Below are 14735 nucleotides of genomic sequence, written 5' to 3' on the forward strand. Positions count from 1 at the left end.
CTGCTTCCCGTCTCCTCTTGATTACTTGGCCGGCTGCAGCTGCGTCAGGACGTAGCCTGCCGCGATCGCGCCCCAGGACGGCGGGAAGGCGTAGAGGTCCTCCTCCGTCGGCCAACCCGTGAAGTCCTTCGTGTTGTAGAAGGTCTGGGTCGCGTTGATCACCAGCGGGATGTAGGGCAGGTCGCGGACGATCTCGGTCTGGATCGTGCCGTACAGCTCCTTCTTCTCGGCCTCGTCATCGGTGCTGATCGCGGCCTGCACCGCAGCATCGACCTTCGGGTTGTTGTACCGGCTGAAGTTCCAGCGACCCGCCGGGACCTCGGTGCCGACCGGGCTGGTCGACTGCACCGCGGTGCCGCCGAACCAGTCACGGTAGATCTGGAACGGGTCTGCCACCGACGTGCCGATCATGCCGCCGACGATGAGCTGGAACTCTCCACCCTGTCGGGAGTCGGAGAACTCCTGCCACTGCACGGTGGAGACGTTGATCTTGATGCCGGCCGCGGCCGCCTGCTCGGCGATCAGCTTGGCGGCGTCGTTGTAGTCCGTCCAGCCGTCGACCGAGGTGAGGGTGAGCTCGAGCGGCACGCCGCCCTTCGCGTAGAAGTCGCCGTCCTTCGTGTAACCGGCGGCCTCGAGGATCGCGTCCGCCTCGGCGATGTTCGCCTCCTGCGGGCTGACCTCGTTGGCGGGGTCCGCGACCCACTTCTCGTCACGGGGCAGCAGAGCGTACGTCGGCGAGATGTCACCGGTGAGCCCGACGAACGCCTTGTCCTTGATGGTGGCGCGGTCGATCGCGACGTTGAGTGCCTGACGCACGGCGACGTCGGTCTGCGGACCGGTGCAGCCGAGCTCGGCGTTCGAGCAGGTGTACAGGACTGTGGGGTCCTGCGGGGTGTTGATCCAGTCGATCTTCCCGTTGCCCGTCACATCGTCCGGGTTCGGGATGAACATGCCGGTCCAGTCGAGCTCGCCGGCGGCGAGCAGGTCCTGCGCGGTCTGGTTGTTGTCGACAGCGATGTACTGGACCTTCTTGACACCGAGCTTGTCGGCGTCGCGGAAGTTCTCGTTCGCGACGATGGTGTACGACTCGCTGGTCGTCTTCTCGACGACGTATGCGCCCGAGCCGACGGGCTCCTCGTTGGCGAAGTTCGCGAAGTCGGTGACATCCGCCCAGATGTGCTCGGGGAGGATGTAGGTCGAGCCGAGACGCTGGAACTCGGTCGTGTACTGCGCCGACGAGTAGGTCAGCACGACCGTGGTGTCGTCGGTGGCCTCGGCCGAGACCAGGCCGTTGCCCTCGGGGTTGTTCGCCTCGTACTTGAAGGAGAACGCGACGTCCTTCGCGGTGAGAGGCTCACCGTCGCTCCACTTGAGGTCGGGCTTGATGGCGATCGTGATCACCGTGCCGTCCTCGTTGTACTCGAAGGTGTCACCGATCAGGCCGACGGGCTCGGTGTCGGCGGTCTTGTTGTAGAAGAACAGCGGCTCGTAGATGGGGCCGAGCGCGCCGTGGAGCACGGTGGGCGCGAACGGGTTGTAGTTCGCGGTGATCGGCGTCTGGCTGCCGGCCCAGACGCGAAGGGCACGGTCGCTGTCGGCGTTGCCGTCGTCGCCGCCGCCGGTGCCGCAGGCGGTGAGGCCCATGGCGAGGACGGATGCTCCGGCGATCGCGGTGAGCGCGATTCTGCGCTTTCCGTTTCGGATCATTTCTCTTGTTTCCTCTCGGTGCTGCACTGCAGGAGGGATCGCTCCGGATGGAGCGGAACCCCGACTGTGGGGTTCGTGGGCCCGGGGAGGTGGCCGATCGGCCTCTTCCCGGAGGGGGTTTGTTAGGACAGTAACCTAACAAACCCTGTGGCGGCGAACAACCCTCCTGGAACGCGCCAGATAACGTTTCGGCCTCGACGCGAGAAGGCGTCATGTGCGCGCACTAAGGGTCTCGATGACACTAAGATCGAATCCGGAGGTTAAGGTGTCTATGACTCAAAGCAGGGACATCCGGGTGGCCGTCTCGACGGTCATCCTGACGCTGCGGCGCACCGACGACGGACGCGCGGTCCTCGCGCTGCCCCTCGTCCTGCGCACCCGCGAGCCCTTCGCCGACCAGTGGGCGCTTCCCGGTGGCTGGCTCACCGCGACCGAGTCGCCCGTCGACGCCGCAGCTCGCACCCTTGCCGAGACGACGGGTCTCGCCCCCAGTTACCTGGAGCAGCTCTACGCCTTCGGCGCTGTCGACCGCTCCCCCACCCGAGTCGTCTCGATCGTGTACTGGGCGCTGCTGCGTCAAGACGACGTGACCGCGCAGATCTCGGCCCACCGGGCATCCGGTCATGCCCCCGAGAACGTCCGGTGGTTCGACATCGATCAGTTGCCGCAACTGGCCTTCGACCACGCCAAGATCGTCGAATACGCCCTCTGGCGCCTGCGCAACAAGGTCGGCTACAGCCGGGTCGCACAAGGCTTCCTGCCCGCCGAGTTCACGCTGGCGGAGCTGCGCGAGGCGTACGAATCGATCCTCGGGAAGAGCCTCGATCCCGCCAACTTCCGTCGTCAGGTGGAATCCGCGGGCAACCTGCTCCCCACCGACCGCTTCCGCACCGGGAGCCACCGTCCTGCACGTCTGTACCGCGACAACACCGATGTCGAGCTGGCCGACCGCGGCCCCCTCGGTCCCGAAGAAACGAGCACCCGATGAGCATCACCTTCGTCCCCGCGCCCGCCGTTCCGTCGCTGGACGCCTCGGTGGACCACGCCATCCAGGCGATCGTCGCCGGCACATCCACCGACCCGACCTGCGCCACCGATCTGGCCGCGGGACCGTGGGACTTCGACTCCCGACCCGGATACGGACCCGGCTCCTCGATGGGTGACGTGATCCCCACGGGATCCCCACGGCAAGGCGAACTCCCCGTCGCATATCGGGAAGCGTCGGAGGACGAGCTCGACGCACGCATCCGCGCGGCGAAGACCACTCTCGGCGATCGGGTCGTGATCCTGGGCCACTTCTACCAGCGCGAAGAGGTCGTGCGCCACGCGGACTACGTCGGCGACTCCTTCCAACTCGCCACGGCGGCCAAAGGCAGAGCAGACGCCGAGGCGATCGTGTTCTGCGGCGTGCACTTCATGGCCGAGACCGCGGATCTGCTCTCGCAGCCCGAGCAGGCCGTGATCCTGCCGAACCTCGCCGCCGGATGCTCGATGGCCGACATGGCCGACATCGACCAGGTCGAGGAGTGCTGGGAGCAGCTGGCAGACGTCTTCGGCGATCTCGACGCCCCCGACGCGGACGGCCGCGTGCCCGTGATCCCCGTGACGTACATGAACTCCTCGGCGGCGATCAAGGGCTTCGTCGGACGGCACGGCGGGATCGTGTGCACCTCGTCCAACGCCCAGACCGTGCTCGAGTGGGCCTTCGAGCGCGGCCGGCGGGTGCTGTTCTTCCCCGACCAGCACCTGGGGCGTAACACCGCCAAGGCGATGGGCGTGCCGCTCGAGCAGATGCCGATGTGGAACCCGCGGCGAGCGCTCAGCGGCTCCTCAGCCGCTGAGCTCGTCGATTCCCGGGTGATCCTGTGGCACGGCTTCTGCTCCGTGCACCGGCGCTTCACCGTCGGGCAGATCGCCCAGGCCCGCGCCGACCACCCCGGCGTGCGGGTGATCGTGCACCCGGAATGCCCGATGGAGGTGGTCGACGCGGCGGACGAGGCCGGCTCGACCGAGTACATCCGCCGAGCGATCGACTCCGCGACCGAGCCCACGACGTTCGCCATCGGAACCGAGATCAACCTCGTGCGCCGGCTCGCGGCGCAGTACCCGCAGCACGAGATCTTCTGTCTGGACCCGGTCGTCTGCCCCTGCTCGACGATGTACCGCATCCACCCCGGCTACCTGGCCTGGGTGCTGGAGGAGCTCGTCGCCGGTCGCACGCCGAACAGGATCACGGTCACCGGCGACGTCGCCGAGCCCGCCCGAGTGGCGCTGGAGCGGATGCTCGCTGCGAAGCCCCCGGTGAGTGCGAGCACACGATGAACGTCCTGGTCGTCGGCTCGGGCATCGCCGGTCTCACGGCGGCACTCCACGCGCACGAGGCCGGACATGCGGTGACGCTCGTCACCAAGGGAGCGCTCGGGGACGGGTCGACCGGCCTCGCTCAGGGAGGCGTCGCGGGCATCTACGGGCCCGACGACTCGGCGCAGCAGCATGCCGCCGACACGATGGACGCCGGTGCCGGGCTCTCGGATCCCGCGGCTGTCGACGTGCTGGTGGCCGAGGGCGCCGAGCGGATCGCGGAGCTGATCGCCCGCGGCGTCGGGTTCGATCGGACGGCCGAGGGGGCGTTGCAGCTCGGACGCGAGGCGGCCCACCGCCATGCACGCATCGTGCACGCCGGCGGGGATGCCACGGGCGCGGCGATCTCCGCGGCGCTGATCGCTGCCGTGCGGCGCGCACCGATCACCGCGGTCGAGCAGGCTCTGCTCACCGAGTTGGTCGTCGCCGAGGGGGCCGTGCGTGGCATCCGCGTGCTGCATGACGGGGTTGCCACCGGGTTCCGCGCCGACGCCGTGATCCTCGCGACGGGTGGCGCGGGCCGCCTCTACGCGCACACGACCAACCCGACCGGCGCCACCGGCGACGGCATCGCCGTGGCCCTGCGCGCGGGAGCGGCTGTCGCCGACCTGGAGTTCGTGCAGTTCCATCCGACGATCCTGGCGTCGGGTCCGGCCTTCCTCATCTCGGAGGCCGTGCGCGGTGAGGGTGCGACCCTGATCGACGACACCGGTCGACGCTTCACGTTCGACAGTCACCCCGATGGCGAGCTGGCCCCTCGCGATGTGGTCTCCCGGGCCATCGCACGGCAGGCGTCCGCGCAGGGGCGGCCGGTGCGCCTGGACGCCACGATTCTCGGGGCCGAGACCCTCGCGGCGCGCTTCCCGACCATCGATCATGTGACGAGGGAGCGTGGATTCGACTGGTCGCGCGAGCCGATCCCGGTGACCCCCGCCGCGCACTACCTGATGGGCGGTGTCGTCACCGATCTCGACGGCCGCACGACGCTCCCGGGACTCTTCGCCGTCGGCGAGGTCGCCCGCACCGGCGTGCATGGGGCGAACCGTCTGGCGTCCAACTCCCTGCTCGAGGGGGCCGTCTTCGGCGCGAGGGCCGCTGCTGCGCTGACGATGCCCTGGCGTCTCGTGCCGGTGCCCGCACCCCCTGCCGCTGTCCTGCCGCCGGTGGAGGACAGCGGATCGGATACGCCGGAATTCAGCCGCGCCGCGCTGCAGCAGCTGATGTGGGATGAGGTCGGGCTGCTCCGCACCCACGACGGCCTCGCACATGCACTGGCCATCGTGCGCGCGTGGGCCGCGACCCTGGCAACACCGACCACGACCGTCGAGCACGAGGACGCGAACCTGCTGCTCCTCGCTGAAGCCACCGCCTCCGCCGCGCTGGAGCGCACCGTCTCGGTCGGCGCCCACCACCGAGTCGACGCCGCAGCCTCCGCGGACGCCGCGCCGGCCCGCACCCGCTCATCGATCCTGGAGACCGTCTGATGCTCACCCGCTCCACCCTGACCCGCGTCGTCGGCGCAGCCCTCGAAGAAGACGCGCCGTGGGGCGACCTCACCAGCACGACGCTGCTTCCCGCTGAGGCGACAGCCACCGCCGACCTCGTCGCGCGCGAGGCGGGGGTGTTCAGCGGCGGTGAGGTCTTCACTGCCGCGTTCGCCCTCACCGACCCCACCCTGGCCGTCGACCTCCACGTCGGCGACGGCGACGACTTCACTGCGGGTGACGTGCTCGCCTCGGTCTCCGGTTCGGCGCGCGGCATCCTCACCGCGGAACGCGTCGCCTTGAACTTCATCCAGCGGATGAGCGGCATCGCGACTCTCACCGCGGCATACGTCGCGGCTGTCGACGGCACCCGCGCGCGCATCGCCGACACGCGCAAGACGACCCCGGGCCTCCGTGCGTTCGAGCGGCACGCCGTCGAATCCGGCGGCGGCCGCAACCACCGGTACTCGCTGTCGGACGCCGTGATGGCCAAGGACAACCATCTCGCCGTGCTCACCCGATCCGGCCTCGACCTCGCCTCGGCGCTGCGCGAGGCGCTGTCCCGTCTGCCGCACACCACTCACGTCGTGGTCGAGGTCGACCGCCTCGACCAGATCCCGGCGGTCCTCGACGGCGGCGCCCACACCGTGCTGCTCGACAACTTCTCACTCGACGACCTGCGCGAAGGCGTCACCCTGATCGGCGACCGGGCCACGGTCGAAGCTTCGGGAGGGGTGAACCTCGACACCGTCGGTGACATCGCACGCACCGGCGTCGACGTGATCTCAGTGGGGGCGCTGACGCACTCCGCGCGCGCTCTCGACCTCGGCCTGGACCTGCGGATCGACTGAGCATCGTGCTCTACCTCGACCATGCCGCGACGTCCCCGGTGCGACCGGAGGTGCTGGAGGCGATGCGCCCGTACCTGACGGGCGTGTTCGGCAACCCGTCCAGCCACCACACCGCGGGAGAGGCTGCGGCGAGCGCCCTCGACGACGCCCGCGCCCGGGTCGCACGCGTCCTGGGGATGCGTGCCGGCGACGTCGTGTTCACCGCAGGCGGCACCGAGGCGAACAATCTCGCGGTCAAGGGCATCGTGCTCGCGGCCCTCGAGGCAGGGCGACGACACCTCGTGGTCTCCCCGATCGAGCACGAATCGATCCTGGAGTCGGCCGCGTACCTGAGACGCTTCCACTCCGTCGACGTGACCCTGCTGCCGGTGGACGCCTGCGGGCGGATCTCTGCGGATGCCGTCGCCGCGGCGATCCGCCCTGACACCGCGCTGGTCTCAGTGGGACACGCGAACAACGAGATCGGCACGGTGCAGGATGCAGCGGCGCTGTCGGCCGCCACCCGCGCCGCCCGCGTGCCCCTGCACCTCGACGCCGTGCAGTCGGCCGGGTGGCTTCCCCTTGACGAGCTCGGCGCGGACGCCGTGTCGATCGCCGGGCACAAGCTCGGTGCCCCCAAGGGGATCGGTGCACTGGCCGTGCGCGGACGTGTGCCGATCGAGCCGTTGCTGCACGGCGGCGGTCAGGAACGCGGGCGACGCTCGGGAACCGAGAACGTCGCCGGAGCCGTGGCACTCGCGACCGCGCTGGAGCTCGCGGAGCACGAACGGGCGACCGTGACGGCGCGGGTGGGTTCGGCCACCGCGCGGTTCATCTTCCTCGTTCTGAACAGCGTCCCGGAGGCCGCACTCACCGGTGACGCCGTGCGCCGTCTGCCCGGGACGGCGAGCTTCACGTTCGCCGGCACCAGTGGAGAGTCCGTGCTGCTGGAGCTGGAGCGTCGCGGGGTCATCTCGTCGAGCGGCTCGGCGTGCGCCGCCGGCAGCGACGAGCCTTCGCACGTGCTCCTCGCGTGCGGTGTTCCGGCCGAGGTGGCGCAGACATCCGTCCGGTTCACCTTCGGTCGGGAGGAACTGGCCGAGGACGCACCCGAGCGGCTGTCTGCGCTCGTCGCGGAGTCCGTGCGCGCGGCGCGAGGCTGATGCACAGCCATAGACTCGGCTGGTGACCGCCGCCGCCCCGATCGTGACCGTGATCGTCCCCGGACGCGACATCGCCGCCTTCGCCCCCGCCGCACTCGACTCGCTGCGCGCACAGACCGAGTCTCGATGGCGCGCGATCCTCATCGACGACGGTTCGACCGACGCCACCGGTGCGATCTTCGACGCGGCGGCCGCCGCCGACGACCGGTTCACGACCATTCGCCATGGCGCATCCCGCGGCCTGGGCGCCGCGCGCAACATCGGCCTCGGCCTCGTAAACACGCCCTACCTGGGGTTCCTCGACGGCGACGACGAGCTCCGTCCCCAGGCCCTCGCCCGGATGACAGGCACACTCGAAGCGACCGGGAGCGACTTCGTGGCGGGCGCCTACGTGCGCTCACGCTCGCAGGGAGCCGCGTATGTTGCTGGGCGCGTGCAGCCCTGGGTGGCGGCGGCGACCTCGCCGCAGCGCCTCGGCACCACGCTCGTGACTCACCCGCAGGCGGTGTCGAACATCGTCGCCTGGTCCAAGGTGAGCCGCACCGAGTTCTGGCAGGATCTCCGCTTCCCCGAGGGGGTCGCGTACGAGGACCAGGTGGTCGCTCAGCTCATGTACACCCGGGCGCGGGCGTTCGATGTGATCCCCGACGTCGTCGTGGAGTGGCGACTCCGGGCCGACGGCACCTCGATCACGCAGGGCAAAGCACAGCTGCCCGTGCTGAGGGACTACCTCGCGGCGTTGCGTGGCGGTATCCGTGTGCTGCACGAGGCGGGTGCCCGACGCTCAATCGTCGCCCGGCTCGACCTGATCCTCGCCATGGACATGCCGTCCCTCCTCGACATCGCGCACAGCCACCCCGACCCGGCATACGCCGCCGAGGTCGACACCTTCATCGCAGAGCTGCGGGCACTCCCCGAGTTCGCCGATGCCTCCCCCGATCCCACCATCACCGCCGCACTCGCGTGGTGACGCCGCACCGCTGAACGAACGACACGGATGACCGCATGAACGATTACCTCGCCTCCCTCTTCTCGCTCGAGGGCCGCACTGCGGTCGTCACCGGCGGCAGCTCCGGAATCGGCCGCGGCATCGCCACGGCACTCGCCCGGTCCGGTGCCGCGACGGTCGTGGTCGCGCGCGGCGAGGCCCGCATCGAGGAGACCGTCGAGGGACTCCGCGCGCACGGCTGCCGCGCGGCCGGAGTCGTCGGCGACCTCAGCACGCGGTCGGGCATCCATGCCGTCGCGGAGGCCGCTGCCCAGCCGTTCGGGGAGCCCGACATCCTGGTCAACTCCGCGGGCATCAACATCCGCCCGCCGTTCGTGGAGATCACCGAAGACGACTGGGACGCGACGATGACCGTCAACGCGCTCGCGCCCTTCCTGCTCGGTCAGCGCTATGCGCAGGGCATGGCGGAGCGCGGCTACGGCAGACTCATCCACATCAGCTCCCAGCAGGCCCATCGCGCCTTCGTCGGCAGTGGCGTCTACGGCGCCTCGAAGGGTGCGGTGGAGTCGCTGATGCGCTCCGAGGCAGAAGCGTGGGGAGGGACCGGCGTGACCAGCAACACGCTGGTGCCGGGGTTCGTCCTGACGCCGCTGAACGCCCGTCTGCAGCAGGACCCGGCGAAGATCGCCGAGCTGGCCGCCCGCACGATGATCGGCCGCAACGGGCTCCCGAGTGACTTCGCCGGCGCGGCCGTCTTCCTCGCTGGAGCCGGTTCGGGCTATGTCACCGGCCACTCCCTGTTCGTCGACGGTGGACTGTCGGTGCACTGACACCCGGAGCGGTTCAGGGTTCGGGCGGGTAAACCCGTTCGTCGGGGCGGGGCTCGGCGAGCAGCGGCACCGCCGCGGTGATGGCCGCGACGGCATCGGCACCGGCGGAGTCCGCGGGTGCTCGATCTGCACGGCGGTCGGTGAGCGCGGCCCCGACTCCCCCGGTGACGGCCGCTTCGACCGCGGCCTCGGTGTCGAGCACGCGCGATGCGGCGACCTGCTGCGCGGCGAGCTCCGCATACAACCCACCCCGCGCGAGCAACTCGGAGTGGGTTCCCGACTCGACGATGCGCCCTGCCTCGAGCACGTGGATCACATCGGCACCCATCACGGTGGACAGGCGGTGCGCGATGGACAGCGTCGTGCGCCCCTTCGCCGCCTCGTCGAGCGCCTCCTGCACCACGCGCTCCGACACGGTGTCGAGGGCCGACGTCGCCTCATCCAGGAGAAGTACCGGCGGATCCTTCAGCAGCACGCGCGCGATCGCGATGCGCTGCTTCTCCCCGCCCGAGAGCCGGTACCCGCGCTCACCGACCACGGTGTCGTATCCCTGTTCGAACCCGGCGATGATGTGGTGGATGTTGGCCGCGGTGCACGCGGCGATCAGCTCCTGCTCTGTCGCATCCGGCTTGGCATAGCGGAGGTTCTCGCGGATCGTCGCGTGGAACAGGTAGGTCTCCTGCGACACGATGCCCACGTGGTCGATGATCGACTCCTGCGTGAGCGTGCGCACATCGGCGCCCGCGAAGAGCACCGAGCCGCCCTTGGCTTCGTACAGCCGCGGCGCGAGGTACAGGATCGTCGTCTTGCCCGCACCCGAGGGGCCGACGAACGCCACGTGCTGCCCGGGTTCGGCGACGAACGAGACGCCGTCCAGCGTCGGTCGGGCATCGGCCGAGGCGTCCGGGTAGCGGAAGAGCACATCGGCGAACTCGAGCCGCCCCTTGGGGCCCGGTGCCTCGTCGACGGTGATCGCATCCGGAGCGTCCTGGATCTCGGGCACCAGGTCGAGGTACTCGAAGATGCGGGCGAACAGCGCCGAAGATGTCTGCAGATCGAGCGAGACCCGCATCAGGCCCATCAGCGGCATGAGGAGCCGCGCCTGCACCGTGGTGAATGCGACGACGGTTCCCGCCGTGATCGCCCCGGTGCCCCCGGCGATGAGATAGCCCGAGACGAGGTAGATGACCGCCGGCACGCTGGCCATGAGCACCTGCACGACCGCGAAGAAGCCCTGACCACTCATGGCCCTGCGCACCTGAAGAACGACCTGGTTGCGGTTCTCGGCCTGATAGCGCTCCGACTCCGTGCGCTGACGGTTGAACGACTTCGAGAGCAGCATGCCCGAGACGCTCAGCGTCTCCTGCGTGATCGAGGTCAACTCCGACAGGGATTCCTGCGTCTCTCCCGCGATCCGCGCCCGCACCTGGCCCACCTTGCGCTGGACGAAGATGAGGAACGGCATCATGATCACGGCGATGAGGGTGAGGCGCCAGTCGATCAGGATCATCGCGACGAGCGAGGCGATGACGGTCACGACGTTGCCCAGGATGCTGGTGACGGTGTTGGTCAGCACGCCGGAGACGCCGCCCACGTCGTTCTGCAGCCGGGACTGGATCACTCCTGTCTTCGTCCGCGTGAAGAATCCGAGCTCCATGGCCTGGAGGTGCTCGAAGAGCTTCACCCGCAGGTCGCCGGTGACGCTGTTGCCGACGGTGGAGGTGAGCCAGGTCTGCGCCACACCGAGGACGGCGGAGAGCAGGAAGAGCCCGACCATCGCGGCGACGAGCCAGGCCAGCAGCTCGAGATGCGGCCCGCCGCCGGCGACCGGGAACAGCGCGTCATCGAAGATGCGCTGCACGATCAGAGGCGGGATGACGGCGATCGCCGCGCCGACGACCACGAGCACTCCCGTGAGGAAGATGCGCGCGCGGTAGGCACGGAACAGGGAGACGACCCGTGAACCGAGGCCGCTGATCCGCGGCGCCTCGGCATTCAGCTTCCGCTGCGTATCCTCATCGACCCCGCGGAAGCTCGCTCCTCCACCTCGTCCACCGCCCATGCTCATGGCGCCAGCGTACTCAGCCCCCGCGACATCGAGGCCGCCCGGATCTGCCGACAGCGGATTTCTGTGAGTTCGGAATGAAATGTCCGCACCCGCCGTTACGCTGAAGGACTCTTGCGAACTCTCGCGATATCTCCATTTCTTCTTCGCCCAGGAGGCCGCCCATGTCTGCCGTCGATACCGGCTCCATCTCGACGACCCCCGCACCGGCAGCGGGTGAGATCTCGCGCAAGGACATGCGCGTGATCTGGCTGCTGCTCGTCGCTGCGTTCGTCGCCATCCTCAACGAGACCACGATGGGGATCGCGATCCCGCATCTGAACGCCGATCTCGGCATCCCGCCCGAGCTCGGCCAGTGGCTCACCAGTGCCTTCATGCTGACGATGGCCGTCGTGATCCCGACCACCGGTTTCATCCTGCAGCGCTTCACCACGCGGCAGGTCTTCATCGCCGCGATGATCGCGTTCTCGCTCGGCACGCTCGTCGCGCTGGTCGCTCCCGGTTTCTCGATCCTGCTCGTGGGGCGCGTCATCCAGGCCGCCGGTACCGGCATCATGATGCCGCTGCTGATGACGACGATCATGAACGTCGTTCCGCCGCAGTCCCGAGGTCGGATGATGGGCCGCGTCGGCCTGGTCATCTCGCTCGCCCCGGCGATCGGACCCACCATCGCCGGTGCCGTGCTCGAGACACTGAACTGGCGCGCGCTCTTCGCGATCATCCTCCCGATCGCGCTCATCGCGCTCTTCATGGGCGTGAAGTGGATGACGAACCTCGGCGAGACCCGCGTCGTCCCGCTCGACGTCCTCTCGATCCCTCTCGCGGCGCTCGGCTTCGGCGGCATCGTGTTCGGCCTCAGCCAGTTCGGCGGCGAAGGCGGATCCGGCGAGACCACGGGCATCATCGCTCTGGTCGTCGGCGCGGTGTCGCTGGCGCTGTTCGTGTGGCGTCAGCTCATCCTGCAGCGTGTCGACGACGCACTGCTCGACCTGCGCGTCTTCCGCTCGAGCAACTTCACGTTCTCGGTGATCATCATGACGATCCTGGCGCTGTCGATGTTCGGAACGCTGACCCTGCTGCCGCAGTACCTGCAGAACGTCGCGGGGCTGAACGCCCTCGAGTCCGGCCTGATCCTGCTCCCCGGCTCGGTGCTGATGGGTCTGCTGGGTCCGGTCATGGGTCGCGTGTACGACGCGCGCGGCACGCGGCCGCTGCTGATCCCGGGCACGATCCTCGTGTCGGCGGCGCTGTTCTTCTACTCCACGGTCGGCGAGCACACCGTGTGGTGGGTGCTCATCATCGTGCAGGCGGCCATGTCCGTCGGACTGGCGATGTCGTTCACGCCCCTGTTCTCGGCCTCGCTCGGTTCGCTGCAGCGGTCGTTGTACTCACACGGTTCCGCTGTGCTGAACACGCTCCAGCAGGTCGGCGGCGCGGCCGGTGTCGCTCTGCTGACGGTCACCTACTCGGCGATCCTGCACGCCGGCGAGGGCGAAGGCCTGTCGCGAGCAGCGGCCGGAGCACCGGGCGCGCGCATGGCGTTCCTCATCGCCGCGATCATCTCGCTCGCCGCGGTGGCGCTCAGCCCGTTCGTCCGCAAGCCCGCCGACGACGCCGGCGAGGGCTTCCACGGCGGCCACTGACCCCCGAGCGCTCGCACGCGACGGCGTCTGCCGACTACTCGGCCTTCGGGGCGGGGAAGTGGCAGACGCCGTTGCTGCAATAGCCGGCGGCATCGCCCTCGAGCAGGTCCAGGGCTCCCGGGAGCGGCTGCAGCCCGATGGGCGCTTCCTGCTGCACGGTGTCCTCCGGCGTCTTCTTCATCCCTCGATCGTACGCCTGCTCCGAGGCGGTGGCGCCGAAGCCGCACGCCGGGTGCGGACAGCGGCTCGACAGCCGTTCTCCCCTACGGTTGATCCATGCTCAAACGACTCCTCGCCCGCATGTTCTGGGCGTTCAGCAGATGGACGCTCACGAGCGAGGCAGCCCCCACACGCCCGACGGTGCTCGTCGGCGCCCCGCATACCAGCAACTGGGACTTCGTCCTCATGCTCGCGATCGCCTGGCGACTCGGCATCGACGTGCACTGGCTCGGGAAGAAGAGCCTCTTCCGCGGCTGGCGAGGTCCGCTCATGCGTGGTCTCGGCGGCATCCCCGTGGATCGCGCGGACCCGGCGCGTGTGGTGAACGATGTCGTCGGGCAGGTGCACGCCGGAACGGTCTTCGGGCTCGTGGTCACCCCGGACGGGACCCGTGGCGGCAACGAGTACTGGAAGTCGGGCTTCTACCGCATCGCACGCGAGACGGGGATGCCGGTCACACTCGGCTTCGTCGATCGCACGACGATGACCACGGGCCTCGGTCCCACGATCGACCTCACCGGAGACGTCGCCGCGGACATGGACCGGATCCGAGCGTTCTACGCCGACAAGGCCGGGGCCCGACCCGAGCGTCGCACCGAGCCGCGGCTTCGCGAGGAGCAGCCCGCCCCGGGAGCCGACGCCCGCGAGTGAATCTCCGCGGCTGCCGCGTGGATCAGCCCGCCTCCTCCTCGGCGTGCGCGCGGGCGTAGTCGAGGTCTTCCTCGGTCAAACCCTCCACCATTCCCACGACCGCTCCGGTGATGACGCGGATCTCCTCGCGGACGTCTTCGTCGAGGTGTGGAGAGTCGCCGTCGAGAACAGAGCGGCGTGCGTCCTCCGAGAGTTCGGACCACCAATCGCTGATGGGCGGGAGCGTCATGATGCCTTCTTTCGATCCGTCGGTGCAAGAGCCTGGACATCGTGCGAGCGGCGGCACGACACTGTGATCATGACATCGGATCCTCCGCGCAGCGACCACGAACTCGATGACCGCAGGGACGGACGTGACGAGACTGCGAACGAACGCGCGGACCGCAACTGGGAAGAGCTCCTGCAGGAGCTCCGCGTCATGCAGACGGGGACCCAGATCCTCACCGGGTTCCTCCTCGCCGTGGCATTCCAGCCGAGGTTCACCGAGATGGACGAATTCCAGCGTGACCTCTACGTCGTCCTCGTCGCCCTGGCCGCGATCGCGACCATCCTGGCGCTGGCTCCCGTGGGAATGCACCGCGCTCTGTTCGGACACCGCCGCAAACCCGAGCTCGTGCGGATCGCCGCCCGGATCGTCAGGATCGATCTGATCGTGATCGGAGCGCTGACGATCGGGGTCACGATGCTGATCGTCGACTTCACGGTCAACCGCACGGCCGGGCTCGTGGCGTTGATCTCGGCGCTCGTGCTGGTCGTCGCACTGTGGGCAGCGTTGCCGCGAATCATGCGCGGCCGACCCCGCGCCCCCGGAGCCGAGACGAACTGATCCC

General features: G+C 69.1%; 14 protein-coding genes. 10 read left to right on the top strand and 4 right to left on the bottom strand.

From position 1 onward, the window contains the following. Window positions 1-21: 21 nt before the first annotated feature. Window positions 22-1710: an ABC transporter substrate-binding protein gene (locus tag GZ67_RS0114685; RefSeq protein ID WP_029262921.1), complete on the bottom strand. Its 1689-nt coding sequence runs from the start codon at window positions 1708-1710 to the stop codon at window positions 22-24. A gap of 271 nt (window positions 1711-1981) precedes the next feature. Between GZ67_RS0114685 and GZ67_RS0114690 the strand changes: the two genes are divergently transcribed. From GZ67_RS0114690 to GZ67_RS0114720, 7 genes are read left to right on the top strand one after another with little or no spacing between them, the layout of a single operon-like run. Beyond that, the gene (locus GZ67_RS0114690; protein WP_029262922.1) at window positions 1982-2698 is read left to right on the top strand and encodes an NUDIX hydrolase; all 717 of its coding nucleotides are present in this window, start codon (window positions 1982-1984) and stop codon (window positions 2696-2698) included. After that, entirely contained in the window at window positions 2695-4032 is a 1338-nt protein-coding gene (nadA, locus tag GZ67_RS0114695; RefSeq protein WP_029262923.1) for a quinolinate synthase NadA, read from the top strand. Before GZ67_RS0114690 ends, nadA begins: the two co-directional genes overlap by 4 nt. Further along, window positions 4029-5555, top strand: a complete 1527-nt coding sequence (gene nadB, locus GZ67_RS0114700; protein WP_029262924.1) for an L-aspartate oxidase — start codon at window positions 4029-4031, stop codon at window positions 5553-5555. Before nadA ends, nadB begins: the two co-directional genes overlap by 4 nt. Continuing rightward, complete coding sequence (gene nadC / locus GZ67_RS0114705; protein WP_029262925.1) at window positions 5555-6406, top strand: carboxylating nicotinate-nucleotide diphosphorylase; 852 nt, start codon at window positions 5555-5557, stop codon at window positions 6404-6406. The genes nadB and nadC overlap by 1 nt, the downstream gene beginning before the upstream one ends. 5 nt (window positions 6407-6411) lie before the next feature. Beyond that, a complete protein-coding gene (locus GZ67_RS0114710; RefSeq protein ID WP_029262926.1) occupies window positions 6412-7548 on the top strand; it encodes a cysteine desulfurase family protein in 1137 nt (378 codons plus the stop codon). 22 nt (window positions 7549-7570) lie between these two features. Continuing rightward, the gene (locus tag GZ67_RS0114715; protein WP_029262927.1) at window positions 7571-8518 is read left to right on the top strand and encodes a glycosyltransferase family 2 protein; all 948 of its coding nucleotides are present in this window, start codon (window positions 7571-7573) and stop codon (window positions 8516-8518) included. A 35-nt stretch (window positions 8519-8553) separates the two neighbouring features. Further along, window positions 8554-9327, top strand: a complete 774-nt coding sequence (locus tag GZ67_RS0114720; protein WP_029262928.1) for an SDR family NAD(P)-dependent oxidoreductase — start codon at window positions 8554-8556, stop codon at window positions 9325-9327. 13 nt (window positions 9328-9340) lie between these two features. On the opposite strand, the gene GZ67_RS0114725 is transcribed toward GZ67_RS0114720, so the two are convergent. Beyond that, window positions 9341-11389: an ABC transporter ATP-binding protein gene (locus GZ67_RS0114725; RefSeq protein WP_029262929.1), complete on the bottom strand. Its 2049-nt coding sequence runs from the start codon at window positions 11387-11389 to the stop codon at window positions 9341-9343. Window positions 11390-11556: 167 nt separating this feature from the next. Here GZ67_RS0114725 and GZ67_RS0114730 point away from each other — a divergent pair, with 167 nt between their 5' ends. Continuing rightward, entirely contained in the window at window positions 11557-13035 is a 1479-nt protein-coding gene (locus tag GZ67_RS0114730) for an MDR family MFS transporter (protein WP_029262930.1), read from the top strand. 34 nt (window positions 13036-13069) lie between these two features. On the opposite strand, the gene GZ67_RS20850 is transcribed toward GZ67_RS0114730, so the two are convergent. Beyond that, complete coding sequence (locus GZ67_RS20850; protein ID WP_167381615.1) at window positions 13070-13216, bottom strand: hypothetical protein; 147 nt, start codon at window positions 13214-13216, stop codon at window positions 13070-13072. Window positions 13217-13311: 95 nt separating this feature from the next. Between GZ67_RS20850 and GZ67_RS0114740 the strand changes: the two genes are divergently transcribed. Further along, window positions 13312-13905, top strand: a complete 594-nt coding sequence (locus GZ67_RS0114740) for a 1-acyl-sn-glycerol-3-phosphate acyltransferase (RefSeq protein WP_029262931.1) — start codon at window positions 13312-13314, stop codon at window positions 13903-13905. Window positions 13906-13927: 22 nt separating this feature from the next. Here the strand turns inward: GZ67_RS0114740 and GZ67_RS0114745 are convergent, their stop codons facing one another. Then, complete coding sequence (locus GZ67_RS0114745; protein ID WP_029262932.1) at window positions 13928-14134, bottom strand: hypothetical protein; 207 nt, start codon at window positions 14132-14134, stop codon at window positions 13928-13930. Between the two features lie 69 nt (window positions 14135-14203). Here GZ67_RS0114745 and GZ67_RS0114750 point away from each other — a divergent pair, with 69 nt between their 5' ends. Further along, window positions 14204-14731, top strand: coding sequence for a DUF6328 family protein (locus GZ67_RS0114750; protein WP_029262933.1), 528 nt, complete (start codon window positions 14204-14206; stop codon window positions 14729-14731). Window positions 14732-14735: the final 4 nt, after the last annotated feature.

Origin of the sequence: Microbacterium sp. Cr-K20 (assembly GCF_000708325.1) — a bacterium.
Lineage (GTDB): Bacteria > Actinomycetota > Actinomycetes > Actinomycetales > Microbacteriaceae > Microbacterium.

Coding starts and splice junctions, on each gene's coding strand:
- GZ67_RS0114685 (WP_029262921.1), bottom strand. CDS start 1,710: ATGATCCGAAACGGAAAGCGCAGAATCGCGCTCACCGCGATCGCCGGA.
- GZ67_RS0114690 (WP_029262922.1), top strand. CDS start 1,982: ATGACTCAAAGCAGGGACATCCGGGTGGCCGTCTCGACGGTCATCCTG.
- nadA (WP_029262923.1), top strand. CDS start 2,695: ATGAGCATCACCTTCGTCCCCGCGCCCGCCGTTCCGTCGCTGGACGCC.
- nadB (WP_029262924.1), top strand. CDS start 4,029: ATGAACGTCCTGGTCGTCGGCTCGGGCATCGCCGGTCTCACGGCGGCA.
- nadC (WP_029262925.1), top strand. CDS start 5,555: ATGCTCACCCGCTCCACCCTGACCCGCGTCGTCGGCGCAGCCCTCGAA.
- GZ67_RS0114720 (WP_029262928.1), top strand. CDS start 8,554: ATGAACGATTACCTCGCCTCCCTCTTCTCGCTCGAGGGCCGCACTGCG.
- GZ67_RS0114725 (WP_029262929.1), bottom strand. CDS start 11,389: ATGGGCGGTGGACGAGGTGGAGGAGCGAGCTTCCGCGGGGTCGATGAG.
- GZ67_RS0114730 (WP_029262930.1), top strand. CDS start 11,557: ATGTCTGCCGTCGATACCGGCTCCATCTCGACGACCCCCGCACCGGCA.
- GZ67_RS20850 (WP_167381615.1), bottom strand. CDS start 13,216: ATGAAGAAGACGCCGGAGGACACCGTGCAGCAGGAAGCGCCCATCGGG.
- GZ67_RS0114740 (WP_029262931.1), top strand. CDS start 13,312: ATGCTCAAACGACTCCTCGCCCGCATGTTCTGGGCGTTCAGCAGATGG.
- GZ67_RS0114745 (WP_029262932.1), bottom strand. CDS start 14,134: ATGACGCTCCCGCCCATCAGCGATTGGTGGTCCGAACTCTCGGAGGAC.
- GZ67_RS0114750 (WP_029262933.1), top strand. CDS start 14,204: ATGACATCGGATCCTCCGCGCAGCGACCACGAACTCGATGACCGCAGG.